The following is a 17,178-nucleotide window of genomic DNA, read 5'->3' as shown; positions in this document are numbered from 1 at the left end:
AGCGCTGCCAATCAGCTATCCAGCCTCACACGGTTTGCGCCCGTAGCTCAGCTGGATAGAGCGTTGCCCTCCGAAGGCAAAGGTCACACGTTCGAATCGTGTCGGGCGCGCCATTTAACCATTTGATTTAATTGACGTTTCTTCGGAAATCCCGGGTTTTGCCGGTATTCTGCTGGCTTCGAATAGCCACCGGATAGCCACGAGGCCTCGCGGGGATGTCCCCTTTTTAGTCCTTATGACCAACGCCCACTTTTCCGCAGTTGGCCCCTAGCTAACAAAACTAATGCCTGCCCAGCCAGCCACATAGCATTAGTGGTTGGACACGGCCGCGAGGCGCTTGCCTTGCCCCGCGGCGTCAACATGCACGCATGCCCCTAGCGCGAACAAAACCTTTAACTCACAATCGGTACAGAACTAGCGACGTAGGGCCGGGAAACGGCAAAGGATGCGGACACCGGAAGGGACCCGTCCTAAAGGACACCGCATCCATGCCGACGAGAAAACCAGAGCCGAACGACAAATTCCATTCGCCGATGCGGATCGACAAGACCACCGATCTCTCGCGCTGCGAAGCGTTGATCGCCGATGCAGCGAAGGTTGGCGACCGCCCGCTAAAGCTCGCCACTGACTGGAAGCTGCAGGCCAGGCCCGGAGGTTTCGCCGCGGGTGCCCAGACGATCATTACCTGGGCCCGGCAGCAATCGAGGCCGGTCCTCGTTAGCCATGCCCAAGGGGTGGACAGACGTACCGCCCTAGATCGGCTCTGCGAACGGCCCCATGGCATGATCGCAGCGATGATGTCCGCCGATACGACTGAGGCCGACGGCGTGTCGAGTGTCAGGGACGAGGTAAACGCCCGCATCAAGGCCCAAGTCGAGACTATGGACGTTCCGGTTCCAAAGCCTCAGCGGGGCCAGGAACTGTTCCTAATGTGCGTCGACCATTCGACGAGGCCTGACATCAAAGCTCTCTACTCTCCAACTGATCCGCCGGAAGTGCGCTCGGCCACCGAATTCCAGGATCTTCTGGAAAACGCCCTCGTAGCCGTGGCTCCGCGACATGGCCCGAAGAAGGCAATCCTTGGTGAGCAACTCGGGTCAGCCCTTCATGAGCTTTTCGATAACTCTCACGCACATGCCAGAACCGACCTGTCCGGGCGACGCTATCTGAGATCGGTCCGTTGCGTGAACGTCGCGGAACGGAGCATCCCATTCGGCAAGATCAGCGACGGCAGCCTCGGCGCCGCCGATCTGCAAGGCTATCTCACGAGGGTCGCGGACGTCTCCAAGTCGGAACAGCACGCTCGTTTCCTCGAGATTTCGGTCGTCGACAGCGGCCCTGGAATGGCCGCCAGGATGGCCAGCACGGACCTCGATGACGAGCTCGATATCCGCCAGGAAGCCGAACTGGTTCAAGCCTGCTTCCGCATCGGGATCACAAGCCGTCAGCGGCGGAACTACGGTCACGGACTGCCGCGGGTCCTCAGCGTGGTTAGAGAACATGGAGGCCTCATACGACTGCGCACCGGTCGCCTATCTCTCTATCGGGCGTTCGCTCCCTTCAAAGTCGATGTTCAGAAAGGTGGGGCGGAGGAGAACTGCCCTTTGCTCGACTCTTTTAGCCAATCTGAAACGTACACTCCCCTCGGGCGCGCCGCGGGGACTGCGGTTAGCCTCCTCATCCCCGTGAACATCCAGAACAGATGAGTTGGTGCTTCGCCTTCCGCTGGGATGCTGATGAAAAGGTCAGCCCGGGGTCCGTACTCGTGCTCGCCGCGATCGCAGCTCCGTTCCAATCGACAGATCTGCAGAGAGCTATCGACGAGGATCACTGTATTAATCTGCTTCCCGACCGGATTCTGCTCGTGATGCCGGAAACGCAGAGGGATTTCGTCTCGGGCAGCATGCCGGCCATCCTCCAGGACAGGGCCTTTCTGCGCATTGTCCCTCAACATACCTCGATCAGCGCCGCATACTTCGACCAGCACGGGCGTTGCGAGGCGTTCGAATCGATCGCCGGACCTGAGGCGCCATGGCCCGACCAGCCCTTCGAGAAGCTGAAGGCCGCCGGCTTGAGGGAGATCTTCGACAGACGTCAGGTCTTGATGAGGCCAAGCGCGGGACTGCATTTCGAACATCCCCGAGGTGTCCATTCCCGGGCATTCCTGCGCACGGCAAATGCGCTGGTCAGCGGGGTGGAAATTGAATTCGTCGCGATGACCTTGCTTGACTACCTGAAGGGCGCGACCAACCGGATCTGGCTCGATACCTCATCCATCGCGGCACTCGCTTATGCAATGATCGCCATCAGGCTCCGCTTCGACCCTACTTGTCCTCCTCTGCAAGTTGGCACCTTCTCGTCCTATGAGGGACTTGCACGTGCGAAGTTCCCTCAGCCCGAGAAATCGCTGTTCCTCATCTCGGCGACGGCGAGCGGGACTTTGCCCCGCAAGTTGATGCAGCGCGAGAGCGTCGGAAAGGACCGCGTCGTCAGCATTTATTCGGCCGCGGAAAAGAACGCCGACATCTCCTTCGTTTCCGACGTTAGCTCGCACCCCGACATCAAAAGCCGCGATGGTCGGTCGATGCTGGAGGTGTTCCAGCCGGACGATTGTCCCTGGTGTCGTGACAACTCCCGGCTCGCTCGCTTTGTGAGCGATCAGTTCCTGGCCGACGTGATCCGGTACGAAACCGCGCCCATCCTGGTGACCGATGCACCCACCGGCCTCCACGATATAGCCGAAGCGTTCGCCAATCAGGGCGTGTTCACTCTGCAGAGGACCAGCACGGGCGGACATCGGATCTGGTGCGAGCTGCCGTCGTCCACCTTCGATACGAAATTTGGCGACGCGCTCGAGAGGATCGCTCAGCGCTATGTGACTAGCGCCACAAGCCACTTCATCCATCTCGATGATCCCGCCTCCAAGCAGTTGGCGGTCAAGCTTAGCGACCTGGCAGCCGCCGATCTGGTACATCGCCCGCAACTCGTGGCAGCAAGCGACTTGCACACGATCAAGGCGGACGAAGCCAAGGCGGTTATCGTCATCGCTGCCTGCATCGGATCGGGGAACGCGCTGCTCGACGTCAGCCGTGAGTTAAGGGACATCCTGAAAGACAAGCCGCGGATTTATATTGTCGGTATTGCGAAGAACGCGGAGGCCACGAGGCACAGCGCGCTTACGAATGACCTCGTATTTAACAAGTCTTTCAAGCATGAACTGGTGACCATCAGAAGGCTGGTCATGCCAGGCGGCGAGATGCACGCGTGGCGCCTAGAGGAGCGGTTTCTGCGCGAGCTCGCAGAGTCGATGCCAGGCGGTTCGGACGGAGATCATGTCAGAACTTTCGTGGACGTCCGCAGCGAACATCTGCGGGCCGCCCTATTCCCGGCAGGCCAGAACCTCTTCCTGTCCAGCCCCAACGAAACACCACTCGCGCTTAGGGATGGCTTCGCTTTCTGGAACGACAAGACCTCGGCAGCAGCAGCTTCGCAGGGCGACGTTATTGCGACAATCGCATCTGTTCTTCACAACATGAGGACGGCGAGCGTCACCAAGCTCTGGGCAACTGCCTTCCACGTGATGCTCATAGAGCCCGGCATGTTCGGTCGCTATAACGACGGCGTCATCCAGGCAGCGCTGCTTCGCGCCGCCCACCCCCACGAGCTCAACTACGCCGCGCGAAGCGATCTAAGCGAGGCCATGAGGCGCATCATCGATCGGGCGCTCGTCCGGTGGAATGCGCCGCAGGGGGAAGCTGCACTCGAGTTCCTCCTTGCTATGGGAACCGGCAGGCTGACGCTACAGGCCAGCGACTGTCACAAGCTGCGGGCCCCGGAGGGGTCTCCCGCCATCTTGCGTCACATGCTCGAGTATGCCCAGAGCAAGGTCCGCGCATTGTTGGATGATGCTATTCCGTCAGCCTGATTGCCGAAGCTCCATCTTTAATGGAGCCGGGTTGCCCCGACGAGGCTTTGAATGTCATTCACGGTTGAACAACAAAACGAGTTAGATGCTGCGCGCGCCCAAACCAGTCAGACGCTACGGCCGACGTCGGCTGCCCTCGAGGAGATTCTCTTCTCTCCGGTCCCGGTGCTTGATCACGGCTTTGTGCGCGTGATCGACTACATGGGTGACGATGGTGCGGTCGTGCAGGCCGCGCGGGTCTCATACGGTCGGGGAACGCGTCGCATCAGCGAGGATCGCGGCCTCATCCGATACCTGATGCGGCATTGGCACTCTACCCCCTTCGAGATGGCCGAGCTCAAGCTCCACGTCAAACTGCCCATTTTCGTAGCGAGGCAGTGGATTCGTCACCGCACCGCCAACGTTAACGAGGTTTCGGCGCGCTATTCAATTCTGGACAAGGAGTTTTACATACCTGACCGAGCGCACCTCGCGGCACAATCCCAAAGCAACCGTCAAGGCCGAGACGCCCTTCTCGAGTCTCCGGAAGCCGATGAGGTCCTGGCGCTGCTCCGCGAGGACGCTACCAGGAACTACGATCACTACGCTTGGATGCTCAACGAAGGGGAAGAGAGCGATCGCGACACGAGCCGCCGCGGACTGGCGCGAGAACTCGCCCGAATGAATCTGACTCTCAACTCGTACACACAGTGGTATTGGAAAGTCGACCTGCACAATCTGCTCAGCTTCCTCCGATTGCGGGCGGATGCCCACGCTCAATACGAGATCAGAGCATATGCAACCGTGATCCTTGCTATGGTCGAGCGGTGGGTGCCGTTGACGTACGAGGCCTTCCGCGACTATCGAATGGATTCTGTAAGCCTATCTAAGCAAGCCTTGCAGATTGTCCGCCGGCTTATCGCGGGCGAGAAGGTCACGTTGGAGACCAGCGGACTGCAACAGCGAGAATGGCTCGAACTGACTAGCTCGCTTGAACTGCCGGATTAAACAACAGCCGCTTAGCGACGACGTCGCGCCGATCTGTTCGGCAGCGGTCAGGGAGATGCATCTGATCAAGCTGATCTTCCAACGCAGGCAAACAAACTTGCCCGAGTCGTGCGGCTTCAACGGTCATCGATGCAGACAAGGTCCGTCTAACGTCCGCCGGCCTCGTCCGCTTCCTGGCTAAACGTCGACTTCAATCCATTGGTGTCAGCGTCTGGACGATTGCGAAAGGGCGAACTCGACGGCGCTACGGATCAGAGCTTCATTGCCCGGACCAACTTTAGGGGCTGGCTTCCAAAGTGCGCAAATGATCTCGGCCTGTCTCTGGCGATCGATCTGTCCATACGAAGTAAAGGTGGTCAGAACGTCGTTGTGGCCGTAGTTCTGGCTCCAGGCCTTGAACTCTTCAGGAGTGCGGCAGCGCTCGAGCCCCAACCGCGCCAGCGTCTTGCGAAGCGAGTGGGGGTTGAAATACGGCAAGCCCGCTGACACGAAGGCGTCGCGGAAGATTTTGCGGATCGGCGCGGCGTTGCTCCAGCAAGTGCGCTCCAGCCCGGCAGGGCGATTGAGGCAATTCTCACTCGCTGCCATCTTGGTTTTCGGGAACAGGGGGTCGTCCAGACCCCATTGCCGTTCGTCCTTGAGGAATCGCACCCAATCTTCGACCACATCGACGAATAAATCGCCGACCGGAAAGAACCACGTCTCGATACTCTTGGATGCCTTGGTCCGGACGGCGCCAGCGTCCTGCCGCAGCACGCGTTCCCCCATATCGATATGTTTGAGTCGCAAAGACGCTAGTGCGTCATCGCGGGCACCAGTGAGGATGGCGCATGCGATCACCGCCCTGTTCCGCTTTTCGATATCGGAGCAATGCGCCATGTGCTCGACGACGTGGCGGACCTGCTCGATGGTCGGGCCTTCTACAGGACGGTGAGCCCTGGCGATGGCTGTCTGCTTCAACGACAGGCTGAAATAGTCGGCGTCGGAATGACGGATCCGACTGCGATAGCCAGATTGATCGGCAAGCCAGATGACGAAGCTGCGCAGCACCGCCAAGGTGTGAAGCTGCGTTGGAAGACTGAGGGGCTTGCCGGTTCGTTCATTAAGCTGCGCGGCCAGGTGATCCTTGAACGCGATGGCCTGTTCGATGTGAAATTGCGCGAAATCGCGGCGCTTGGTGTAACATTCGAAGCGGTCTATGGCCGCTAGGGCCGTGTCGATCGAAGCCTCGCCATGCCGCTTCGCAGCCTTGAGATAGCGCGCATATGTCCGCTTGATGCGTTCGTTCTTGCCATTAGGTTTCATGGTGTCGGTTCTCCGATGTCGAAGTCACAAGTTGCGAAGGGATTGGCTCACGCAGATAGACGTGCCTGTTCGCCTTGGAACTGGACGTCGCATTGGCCGGCGACGGCAGTGACCCGATGCCGGGAGACGCGCCGAAACATCATCCGGTCGCAAACCGGACACAGGCCCGTGAGACTGCCCGCCGTTGGTGTCGCGGGCGTATAGTCGAGCATCCCGCCAGCCGGCTCCTGTGGCTTCCGACAGGGCAAGCAGAACAGGCGACCCGGCCCACAGGGTTGTTTCGCCGACACTCGCCGCTGCTTTAGGAAGGCGACGACGACATCGCCGCGAAACAGGATCGGCCTACCGTCATCGATCGGCTCCAGCCCCGATTTGCGCCATGAGCGAACCGTGTTTTCATGGAGTTCGAACAGGCGCGCCAGTTCATCGATCGTGTAGGTCTGCCGCAGCTTGACGCGACGATGGTTGGGGTGCCGCGCGCCCATGCCCTAGTTTCCGGAGCTCGTCAGCACGTCGGACGTCGAGCGCTGCGGCTGACCGATGCGGGCGCGTGCCCAGGCGTCGAGATCAGCGGGCGCGTAGATCGGTGTCCGTCCCGCTTTTCGATAGACCGGGCCGCCGCCGATCACGGCGAGCTTCGCTAGCCACTGTCGCGAGCAGGGAAAGCCGTAAACGGACTGGATATAGGACGCCGCATCCGCGCGGCGCAGGAAATGTACTGCCTCAGCCTGTTGGGTATCAGCATCCATCATGTTCATCTTCCATCGTTTTCGGGGCATGCCCCGGTTGCTACGAAGGAAGCTATGATTTGTGTGCGATACCCGAAAAAGGCGCCCGATATTCGCCCGATATTTTAATTTCGGGCTCGTATATATGCCCGAAATGCCGCCATCAGTCGATTTCCGATGGTTTTGGGTGTGAGCGGTGGCGCGGTAGGGTGGTACGTCCGCAGCCAAGAAGCTAGGAAAGCGGCCTCTTTCGCCAAAGGGGGCTCGACTGACCCCTGCTTGCACCGGCGATGAAACTCCGCCTCAACCAGATGCATAGCCGACGGCCTACCCGGCCCTCCTGAACGGTAAGACGATAGATCAGACTGATCCTGTCGACTGCCATCCTGCGGGTAAGCCCATAGCCTCGCCACGTCTGACCCCAAGACAACGAGCCGCGCCCACTTCGGGCGCCCATGCTTTACGAGGCTGTCATCGAGACCTCCCAGCCAATCCTCTTCATCAGTGAAGGCGTAGGATTGCAGATACATCTCGTCGCCGAGGATTAAGTCGATGGCCGTATCGATAAACGGATAGGACATCTTCACGCCGGCGAACTGATATCCCGGCACAGGCTCTCGCATCCCGTCGCGAAATCCGATGACTTTCACGTCATCAGACGAAATGCGGGCAAGCAGCTCGCCATAGGCTGACTTCCATCGATCTGTTTGAAGCGGATCGAAATCGACCGTGCCGCCCTGCGTCGCGATCCATTGGGCAGCACAGTACAGCGGCATATAGCCCGGCCCATCTGGCCGCTCGAGTTCGGGCAACACAATCCGATCCGGCTTCGGAGAGCGAGCTTTCCACAGACCACGGACATGGCCCGTCGGTACGGTAACGTCCCTGTAGCGAATTGGGCCCCTCCCTATGGGAGCCCGAGTACACAAGACGTCGCGGTCGTCGATTTCCGCGAGTTCAAGATCTTGCAACCGAATCGCGTCGAGCGTTTCGCGTCTGCCACTAGCGACATCAATGCCAGTCGCTTCAAAACATGAGCCACGCATGGCCTGCCAGAGCGCGTTAATGGCGTCAGCCACGGACATTGAATAAGGCTGCTCGCCATCGCCTCGAAGGCCCAGGGTTTCACCCAACCGAAGGCGGAGCAAACTAGCCGGCGATAATCCAAACAGATCGAAGCCGGAGCTATTCGGTCCCTTCCAATGATCCATGTACCGCCAGTGAGTGCATTCGGTGCGATATACATCCCAATTTTCCCGAACAGCTTCTGGTGAACGACACGCGATCCAAGCAATAGCCATCGGCAGAGTCCAGAACGGCTCTTTCATAGGGTCATAGTCGTCACAATTTGGCCGATACTCGATGGCCTTCAGGTCCAGGCGCGCAGCCTCTGCCTCCGCTTCAGAGGGCGAGAGCTCTCCAGAGATGACCTTTCCGATCAGATCATCCCGACGAGCGTGGTCACTGGGCATCGTTGAAACCTCTAAATCGTGGCGCCGTCTTTAGCCGCTGATCAAACAGACTGCCGTACTCGATAGCCGATGCGGAGCAGCTATTTTCAAGCCTGTGTTGATCGCTCCCGCCTCGAACCAGCGCACGCGCTGAAAACGCCTCAGTCACTACGCCCTTCGCGCTTTTTCAAACCCAATGCAGCGCACACTATTTCGTTATCAGCCCAAGCAAGTATGGTCCCTACAAAATTATGGCTTGGGGATTCGCGGAATGGCGACCGACGGGAATGGCGGCGGCGATTTTAATTTTGAGGCAGAGCTGTTTAAGGCGGCGGACAAGCTCAGAGGCAATCTCGAGCCGTCCGAATACAAGCATGTCGCACTCGGTCTGATCTTCCTAAAGTACATCTCGGAGGCGTTCGAGGCGCAACGACAAAAACTTCTCCAGGAGGATTTCGCTGATCCGGAGGATCCGGAGGAATATCTGGCCGCGCGCGTCTTCTGGGTGCCGGAAATCGCCCGTTGGTCGAACCTTAGGGCCAATGCCCGTGCCCGCGATCTTGAGATCATCGATCCCAATTCCGGCAACACCAAGAAGGTTGATATCGGGGGTTTGATCGATACCGCGATGGAGTCCATCGAAAAGGCCAATGAGACGACGCTGAAAGGTGTGTTGCCCAAGGACTATGGCCGCCCCTCGCTCGACCGGCAGATGATTGGCGATCTGGTCGAGCTATTCTCCAACTTCAAGGTGCATGAGGAGGGCGTCAATTCGCGCGATCTGCTCGGGCGAACCTATGAGTATTTCCTGTCGGGCTTTGCCGGCGCGGAAGGTAGGCGGGGCGGCGAATTCTTCACGCCGCGTTCCGTGGTGCGCGTACTCGTCGACATGCTGGAGCCCTACAAGGGCCGCGTCTATGACCCCTGCTGTGGCTCGGGCGGCATGTTTGTTCAGTCCGAAGAGTTCATCAAGGAGCACGGTGGCCGCACGGATGACATCTCGATTTACGGGCAGGAGCGCAACAACACGACGTGGAAACTCTGCAAGATGAATCTCGCCGTGCGGGGCATCGATGCCGATATCCGCTGGAACAACGAAGGCTCGTTCGTTCGAAACGAGTTCTCGAACATGAAGTTCGATTTCATCCTCGCCAACCCACCCTTCAACGTCTCGGATTGGTGGCGGGCGAGCCTTGAGGAGGATATCCGCTGGACGCATTTCGGCACGCCACCCCAAGGCAACGCCAACTACGCCTGGTTGAGCCATATCTACCATCACCTCGCGCCACGTGGCACGGCGGGCGTGGTGTTGGCCAACGGCTCCATGTCTTCGCAGCAATCGGGCGAAGGCGAGATGCGCCGCGCGATGATCGAGAAGGACGCCGTGGACTGCATGATTGCGCTTCCCGGCCAATTATTTTATTCGACCCAGATTCCGGCCTGCCTGTGGTTTCTGGCGCGGGACAAGAGTGCCAACGGCCACCGCGACCGGCGCGGCGAAATCCTGTTCATCGATGCCCGCAAGCTCGGTCGCATGGTGGACCGTACCCGGCGCGAATTCTCCGAAGAGGATGTCGCGAAGATCACGGACACCTATCACCGCTGGCGCTCCAAGACCGAGTTCAACGCCTACAGGGATGAGCCCGGCTTCTGTGCCTCGGTGACGCGAGAAAAAATCGCCAAGGAAAGCTTTGTGCTGACGCCGGGGCGGTATGTAGCGGCCGAAGATATCGAGGATGACGGCCTAAATTTTGCAGACCACCTCCAACATCTCACTGAAAAACTCGGGCGTCAGTTTGCTAAGGGGCAGCAGATTGAAGCTCTAATTCGACAGCGGCTGGCAGGAGTTGGCCAGCAATGAGCAATTGGAAAGAGGTTAAACTCCGAGAGGTCGGACACATCGTAACAGGAAAGACACCGCCAACTTCAGACGCAGATTCATACGGCGGCGAAATACTCTTCGTAACGCCGTCCGATATGGACGGAAGAAGAAATATTGAAAAAACAGCCAGAACACTCACTGAGAAGGGGGTGTCAAAGGTACAATCATCTTTTATTCAGAAGCCGTCGTTGGTGGTTTCATGTATTGGATCTGACATGGGCAAGGCCGCATTGGTAAATGGCCCATATGTTTCGAATCAACAAATTAATTCGATAATCGTCTCCGGTAGGTTTGATAGATTTTTTGTCTATTACAACCTGTTGGCTCGAAAGGATGAAATACGAAGCAAGGCCAGTGGCGCTGCGCAACCAATCATGAATAAGACAGATTTCGGAAACCTACCAATATTGGTTCCCGATTTGCCTACTCAGGAAGCAATCGGGTTGGTTTTAGGCGCCCTCGATGACAAAATCGAGTTGAATCGGCGGATGAATGAGACGCTGGAGGCAATTGCACAGGCGATCTTCAAGGATTGGTTTGTCAATTTCGGCCCCACCCGCCGCAGGCTGGCAGGCACCACGGACGCAGTCGCAACCATGGGCGGCCTCACTCCGGATGCCACCCGCGCCACCGAACTCGCCGCACTCTTCCCCGACACCCTTGGCGACGATGGCTTGCCGGTGGGGTGGCGGTTGGAACCACTATTGGACTTGGCCTATTGGGTCAACGGCGCTGCATATAAAAACATGCACTTCGTCGCGTCAGGCGAGGGTCTACCCGTTGTGAAGATTGCCGAACTCAAGGTCGGCGTTACAGACCAAACCAAGTTCACGAATACGGACCTTGGCGGCCGGTATCGGATTCATAATGGCGAGTTGCTTTTCTCATGGTCGGGCAATCCCGACACCTCGATAGATGCATTCATATGGACCGGTAACGAGGCGTGGCTCAACCAGCATATATTTGCTGTGCGCGAGAACGGGAAACGGACCAAGGCAGCCCTCTATATAGCCTTGAAATACTTGATGCCACAGTTTGCCGAGTTGGCACGGAACAAACAGACGACCGGTCTGGGACACGTCACCAAGGACGACATGAAGCGACTGCTCGTTCCTTCACCGTCGGAAGATATTCTGGCCTCATTTTCAAATATTATCGAACCGATCTTTGAGCGTATTTACTCATCGCTTTCTGAAAATCGCGCCCTGGCTGAAACCCGCGATTATCTCCTCCCCAAGCTCATGTCCGGCGACGTTCGCGTGCATCATGCGAAAAAGCTCGCTGAGGGCGTGCCCATATGAGCGTTAAGGAAATCGTGCCCTCGGAAGGACCATATCACCTCAGGCTGAAAACTTGGCCATCCTTCGAGTTTCACAACCCCGATATTGATGGGCTAGTTCCTGTTTGCCGCGTCGAGAGCTGGCAGGCGTTCGAATCGCTGATTGGGGAGGAATGGGGAACGCTCGGCATTGGGGATCGGGTTTATCGTGGCCATCGCCGCTATGAATGGCAATTGGAAGACACACTCACACGCGAGTTCGACGGAGGAGCTATCCCACCCGAGGTTTCATCGAAACTCCTATCCCGGTTCAAGCTCGCCATGCGCGGGCGCGGTGTTGATCTCGCCGGCATCACCGATGACGAGAACGAAGTATGGGCTTACGGCCAGCACTTTGGGCTAGCGACGCCCCTGCTCGACTGGACGGAATCGCCATTCGTCGCACTCTTCTTCGCCTTCGCGCAAGAAGACGACGAACTTGAGAAGCAGAACGGCAGCCGCGCGGTATTCTCCCTCAATCGTGGCTTGATTGATAAAGTAATCCCAAATTTATTTTTTGAACCCGCGCTCGGAGAAAATGCTCGGCTTGTCAATCAGGCGGGACTGTTCACGGTCACCCCAACCGATGACGAAAACTTCGTTTCGGCCGTTATCAATGCAGTGATCGATAGCGGAGCCGTAGACCCCGACAAAGCTGAAGATATCGCCCGCTATATCTACAAGGTGCATATCCCGAACACGGGCCGCGCGGACTGCCTGTCTATGCTCCGTCGGATGAACATTCATCACGCGAACCTATTTCCCGACCCGAGCGGGGCGTCGCTCTATTGCAATGATTGGCTCAGGCGGGAGGTGTCAGACCGGAAGCGCGCCGAGATCGTCCGGAAACAGGTAGCGTCGAAACCCCCACTTCAACCGCCTGTGGAGCATGCCCCGCCCGAAGCCATCGAAGGCGAGCCGACAACAATCGAAGCGCTGCTAAATCAGCTCATTGTTCCTGATGACGGCATTGCACCATCAACTGTTTCTCAATGGGCCGAGCGCGTGGCGAAGACCTATGAGGAGAACTCCCCGATTGATTGGCCAGTCCACGTTAGCACGACAAAAGGCATGCGCATCAGGATGGGGCGTCTCTTGAATGCTCTTGGCTTTCCGCCCGATCGTCGGAACGATGCAATGGACAAGATCGTCGGCTTCTATGCCAGCGAATACATCAAGAAGAATAATTTGAAAGAGCTGGTTGGCGGCCCAAGATCGGGCGGCGATTTTTTCTATGCCATCAAGAAGGGTCAAGCCGAATGACGAATGTCTGGTGCGTCCGCGCCGAATTCGGCCGCTTCGCACGCGCTTTCGTTGATGGCGGCTTTGTCGCAATCGGCTGGCTTGAGCATCAGGATTTATCGGCCTGCGCCCACCGGGATGATTTGCAGGCGCTATATCGCGCGGCCTATCCGCAGGATACCAGCAACATCGTCGTGGGCCAGCAAGTCGGGCAGATCGCCCGCTTCCTGCTTGAGATTGCGCCGGGCGATATCGTCATCACGCCGGACGCGAATACGGAGCTTCTGCACCCCGGCATTGTGCAGCCGGGTTATACGTTCAAAACAGGCGATCCCTCTTGCCCCTATCCGCATCGTCGCGGCGTGGCATGGGCCAAGGAGCCGATGCTTCGCTCCGGGCTGTCTGTGCCGCTTCAAAATACAATGCGATCATCACTGACCGTGTTCGGCGTTTCGCAATTGGACGAGGTGCTTCGCCTTGTCGGGCGCGCGGCTGAAATCCCGGCTGCCAAGGGTACACCCTACGATCCCTATGCCGCCGTGCTCGAACAGGTTCTGCGGCTAGATGACAAGGAATTTGAAATCCTCGTCAGCCACTTGTTGACCGCCCTCGGCTTCGAAGGCTCCGAGGTGACCGGCAAGACCGGTGACGGCGGCGTTGATGCCACCGGCGAACTCAACGTGGCCAACCTCGCTAAGGTGAAAGTTTTCGTCCAGGCCAAACGCTACAAGCTCGGCTCAAGGATTGCGGCGTCAACGGTCCGCCAATTGAGACAGGCGATCCCGTTTGGCGGACAAGGTGCGTTCATCACCACCGCCGATTTCCAGCGCCAGGCTTTTGACGTGGCCTTGGAGAACGGCTTCCCGAGGATCGGGCTCGTCAATGGCCGCCAGCTGGTGGATTTGCTCGTAGAACATTGGGACGATATCCCGTCGGCATTTCAGGATCGTCTCTCACTCAAGCGCGGGCTGGTGCTGGCATGATAGGCGGTTTTGGGGAGGAGATTGTCGAGCTCGCCGGCATCGAAACGCTGCGGCATCTGGGGTGGATGTATCTCCACGGCAGTGTCATCGCACCGGATGGAGTCTCGCCTCAACGCGCCTCCTATTCCGATGCGGTGCTGCTGAAGCGCCTCGAAATGGTCGTCGAGAGGATCAACCCAGGCCTGCCCGAGGTGACACGATCCGAAGCGATCCGTCAGGTCCTCATCGCCGAGAGCGCGAACGTCATCGAAGAGAACCGCCGCATTCATCGCCTGGTCACGGATGGCGTTGATGTGGAGTATCGCGGCGACAATGGCCGCGTCCTGGGCGGGAAGGTCTGGCTGATCAATTTTGACGATGTGGCCGCCAATGACTGGCTGGTCGTCAATCAGTTCACGCTGATCGAGGGGCGCAATAACCGGCGACCAGATATCGTGCTGTTCGTCAACGGGCTGCCGCTGGCCGTGCTTGAGCTCAAGAACCCAGGGGACGAGAACGCCACACTGAAGGCTGCGTTCAACCAGATCGACACCTACAAGCGGCAGTTGCCATCTCTGTTTCGAACCAATGCGGTGTTGATCACATCGGACGGGATCAAGGCCAGGATCGGATCACTGACTGCTCCGGAAGAGCGCTACATGCCATGGCGCACGATCAATGGGCAGGACTACGCAGCGCCCGGGACGCCCGAGCTCGACACGCTGCTGTGCGGCGTGTTCGAGCGGGAAAATTTTCTGAAATTGGTGCGGGATTTCACTGTCTTTGGCGACAAGGGCGAAGGCCCCTTCAAGATCATCGCCGGGTACCACCAGTTCCATGGCGCACAGAAGGCTTTGGCGGAATCCATCGACGCTTCCGGCCCGGACGGTGACCGCAAGATCGGCGTGATTTGGCATACGCAAGGCTCGGGTAAGAGCTACCTGATGGCGTTTTTCGCCGGGCTCGCTGTGCGTTCAACTGCGCTCCAGAACCCGACGCTCGTCATCCTCACAGACCGCAATGATCTGGACGACCAATTGTTCGCAACCTTCAGCCTCTGCCGCGATCTGGTTCGGCAAAAGCCGGAACAGGCGGACAGCCGCGAGGAACTAAAGCGCCTTCTTGATCGCTCGGCGGGCGGTGTAATCTTCACGACGGTTCAGAAATTTTCGCCGATCGGCGGTGAGGAGAGCTTCCCGCTACTGACTGATCGACGGAATGTGATCGTCATTGCCGATGAGGCGCACCGGACGCAATACGGGCTCGATGCGCGGCTCGACACGAAGACCGGCGTTCGCCGTTATGGCTATGCCCATTACATCCGCCAGGCGATGCCCAACGCATCATTCATCGGCTTCACGGGCACGCCAGTTGAGGGGCAGGACCGGAACACGCCCGCGATTTTCGGCGATTACATCGACATTTACGACATTTCCCGTGCCGTCGAAGATGGCGCAACGGTCCCGATCTACTATGAGAGCCGCTTGGCGCGGATCGAACTCAACGAGGATGAGAAGCCAAAGATTGACGCCGAGATTGAAGCACTCATCGAGGATGAGACGCTCACCGAGGCTGAAAAGTTCAAGGCGAAATGGGCAACAGTCGAAGCCCTGGTTGGTGCCAAGAAGCGCCTGAAACAGATTGCGACCGATCTCGTCACACATCTCGAAGCGCGGCTCTCTGCCTTGGATGGCAAGGCTATGGCCGTCTGCATGAGCCGTCGCATATGTGTTGACCTATACAATGAGATCATCGCCCTTCGCCCGCACTGGCATTCTGACGACGACGACAAGGGCGCGATTAAGGTGGTGATGACCGGCGCCGCCTCAGATCCCCCGGCGTGGCAGGCGCATATTGGCAACAAGCGACGGCGCGATGCGCTTGCAAAACGAGCCCGCAACCCGGCTGACCCGCTCAAGCTCGTCATCGTCCGGGACATGTGGCTCACTGGGTTTGATGCGCCCTGCATGAACACGATGTATGTCGACAAGCCGATGCGCGGACACGGTCTGATGCAGGCTATCGCCCGCGTGAACCGCGTCTTCAAGGACAAGCCGGGCGGGCTGATCGTTGACTACATCGGCATCCTTCAGAACCTGAAGAAGGCGCTGGCGGATTACAGCCCCTCAGATCAGGACAAGACCGGTATCGATGAGGAACAGGCCGTTGCCGCGCTGAAGGAAGCCTTTGAGCGGGTCAGGGCGATATTCCACGGCCATGATTACAGCGCCGGGCTGACAGGCACTCCGAAACAGCGATTGCACGCGCTGGCTGGCGCGATCGATTGGGTTTTGCGCTGGCAGGAACAGGAAGCGGCGAAAGCCACCAATCAGGAGGAAAAGAAGCGGGCGCATCGTGCCTTTCAGGACATGGTGCTTGAGCTATCCAAGGCCTATGCGCTTGCATCTGCAAGCGACTTGGCAAACGCTATCCGGGATGAGGTCGGCTTTTTCCAGACCGTCCGCGCTGCTATCGCAAAATCCACGGCGAGGGGCGGTCTAGGCGAGGCAGACCGGGCATTTGCGGTCCAACAGCTTATTGATCGTGCCGTCGCCTCCTCTGAAATCATAGATGTTCTACGGGCCGCGGGTATTGAGTCGCCGGACATCTCGATTCTGTCAGATGAGTTCCTCGCCGAAATTCGCCTGATGAAGCGCAAGAACCTCGCACTCGATGCGCTCCAGAAGCTCTTGAATGGAGAGATCAGAAGTCGCGCGAAGACGAACATTGTTGAAAGTCGGACCTTCTCCCGAAGGCTGGAAGACGCTGTCGCCCGATATCATGCCAACGCAATATCCGCCGTCGAGATGATCAATGAGCTCATCGCGTTGGCGAAAGACCTTCAGGAAGCCCGACGGCGCGGCGAGGAGCAGGGACTATCACAGGAGGAAGTCGCGTTCTACGACGCGCTGGCGCAGAACGAGAGTGCAATCCAAGCACTCGGCAACGATATGCTGCGCGTCATCGCACATGAGCTACTTGAACAGCTCAGGGCCAACGCTACCGTCGATTGGCATAAGCGCGAGAGCGCGAGAGCGCGAATGCGCGTCCTCGTGAAGCGAATTCTGAAAAAGTTTGGGTATCCACCTGATCTCTCCGAAGAGGCCGTAAGGACCGTTCTGGAGCAGGCGGAGGTGCTCCTACGTCATGTGAATTGAACGTCTTTTCATGGAGCTGCGTTTCGCATGCAAAGACTCAAGGCGAGACCTTTCCGCCCCTTCGCGCTTTAGGAATTGATTAACGCGCCCGACCTCGGAAGTTGCAATCGCATCCATTTTCACCATGAATGACTTCGTGAGAAAGTATTGTTCTCCGCGGGGCATTTGATGTCTGGTGTTTGGCAGCAGGGGATTGCCCGGGTTCTGTTCTCTGAGGGGG

12 protein-coding genes and 1 tRNA gene are annotated in these 17,178 nt (G+C 58.2%); 9 read left to right on the top strand and 4 right to left on the bottom strand.

Annotated elements, in window-relative coordinates:
- Window positions 1-36 precede the first annotated feature (36 nt).
- From ASE66_RS18680 to thyX, 4 genes are all read left to right on the top strand, one after another.
- Window positions 37-113: transfer RNA gene (locus ASE66_RS18680), tRNA-Arg, on the top strand.
- A gap of 375 nt (window positions 114-488) precedes the next feature.
- Window positions 489-1,706: a hypothetical protein gene (locus tag ASE66_RS18675; protein WP_156412239.1), complete on the top strand. Its 1,218-nt coding sequence runs from the start codon at window positions 489-491 to the stop codon at window positions 1,704-1,706.
- Complete coding sequence (locus ASE66_RS18670; RefSeq protein WP_057191231.1) at window positions 1,703-3,925, top strand: hypothetical protein; 2,223 nt, start codon at window positions 1,703-1,705, stop codon at window positions 3,923-3,925. Before ASE66_RS18675 ends, ASE66_RS18670 begins: the two co-directional genes overlap by 4 nt.
- A 51-nt stretch (window positions 3,926-3,976) precedes the next feature.
- Window positions 3,977-4,912, top strand: a complete 936-nt coding sequence (thyX, locus tag ASE66_RS18665) for an FAD-dependent thymidylate synthase (RefSeq protein ID WP_057191230.1) — start codon at window positions 3,977-3,979, stop codon at window positions 4,910-4,912.
- 204 nt (window positions 4,913-5,116) lie between these two features.
- Here thyX and ASE66_RS18660 read toward each other — a convergent pair whose 3' ends face one another.
- The 4 genes from ASE66_RS18660 to ASE66_RS18645 form a co-directional block, all read right to left on the bottom strand.
- Complete coding sequence (locus ASE66_RS18660; RefSeq protein ID WP_057191229.1) at window positions 5,117-6,217, bottom strand: tyrosine-type recombinase/integrase; 1,101 nt, start codon at window positions 6,215-6,217, stop codon at window positions 5,117-5,119.
- 47 nt (window positions 6,218-6,264) lie between these two features.
- Window positions 6,265-6,702: a helix-turn-helix domain-containing protein gene (locus ASE66_RS18655; RefSeq protein WP_057191228.1), complete on the bottom strand. Its 438-nt coding sequence runs from the start codon at window positions 6,700-6,702 to the stop codon at window positions 6,265-6,267.
- Between the two features lie 3 nt (window positions 6,703-6,705).
- Complete coding sequence (locus ASE66_RS18650; RefSeq protein WP_244494982.1) at window positions 6,706-6,975, bottom strand: hypothetical protein; 270 nt, start codon at window positions 6,973-6,975, stop codon at window positions 6,706-6,708.
- A gap of 95 nt (window positions 6,976-7,070) precedes the next feature.
- Complete coding sequence (locus ASE66_RS18645; protein ID WP_156412238.1) at window positions 7,071-8,417, bottom strand: hypothetical protein; 1,347 nt, start codon at window positions 8,415-8,417, stop codon at window positions 7,071-7,073.
- 250 nt (window positions 8,418-8,667) lie between these two features.
- Between ASE66_RS18645 and ASE66_RS18640 the strand changes: the two genes are divergently transcribed.
- From ASE66_RS18640 to ASE66_RS18620, 5 genes are read left to right on the top strand one after another with little or no spacing between them, the layout of a single operon-like run.
- Entirely contained in the window at window positions 8,668-10,257 is a 1,590-nt protein-coding gene (locus tag ASE66_RS18640) for a type I restriction-modification system subunit M (RefSeq protein ID WP_057191226.1), read from the top strand.
- The gene (locus ASE66_RS31465) at window positions 10,254-11,579 is read left to right on the top strand and encodes a restriction endonuclease subunit S (protein WP_082613567.1); all 1,326 of its coding nucleotides are present in this window, start codon (window positions 10,254-10,256) and stop codon (window positions 11,577-11,579) included. The genes ASE66_RS18640 and ASE66_RS31465 overlap by 4 nt, the downstream gene beginning before the upstream one ends.
- Window positions 11,576-12,859 carry an FRG domain-containing protein gene (locus ASE66_RS18630; protein WP_057191224.1) on the top strand — a complete coding sequence of 428 codons (1,284 nt, stop codon included), beginning with the start codon at window positions 11,576-11,578 and terminating at the stop codon, window positions 12,857-12,859. Before ASE66_RS31465 ends, ASE66_RS18630 begins: the two co-directional genes overlap by 4 nt.
- Entirely contained in the window at window positions 12,856-13,821 is a 966-nt protein-coding gene (locus tag ASE66_RS18625; RefSeq protein WP_057191223.1) for a restriction endonuclease, read from the top strand. The genes ASE66_RS18630 and ASE66_RS18625 overlap by 4 nt, the downstream gene beginning before the upstream one ends.
- A complete protein-coding gene (locus ASE66_RS18620; protein WP_057191222.1) occupies window positions 13,818-16,958 on the top strand; it encodes a type I restriction endonuclease subunit R in 3,141 nt (1,046 codons plus the stop codon). The genes ASE66_RS18625 and ASE66_RS18620 overlap by 4 nt, the downstream gene beginning before the upstream one ends.
- Window positions 16,959-17,178 lie beyond the last annotated feature (220 nt).

It is taken from the genome of Allobosea sp. Root483D1, from assembly GCF_001429505.1.
GTDB lineage: Bacteria > Pseudomonadota > Alphaproteobacteria > Rhizobiales > Beijerinckiaceae > Allobosea.
The sequence above is the reverse complement of the archived record's forward strand: the minus strand, read 5'-3'. Positions and strand labels throughout refer to the sequence as shown.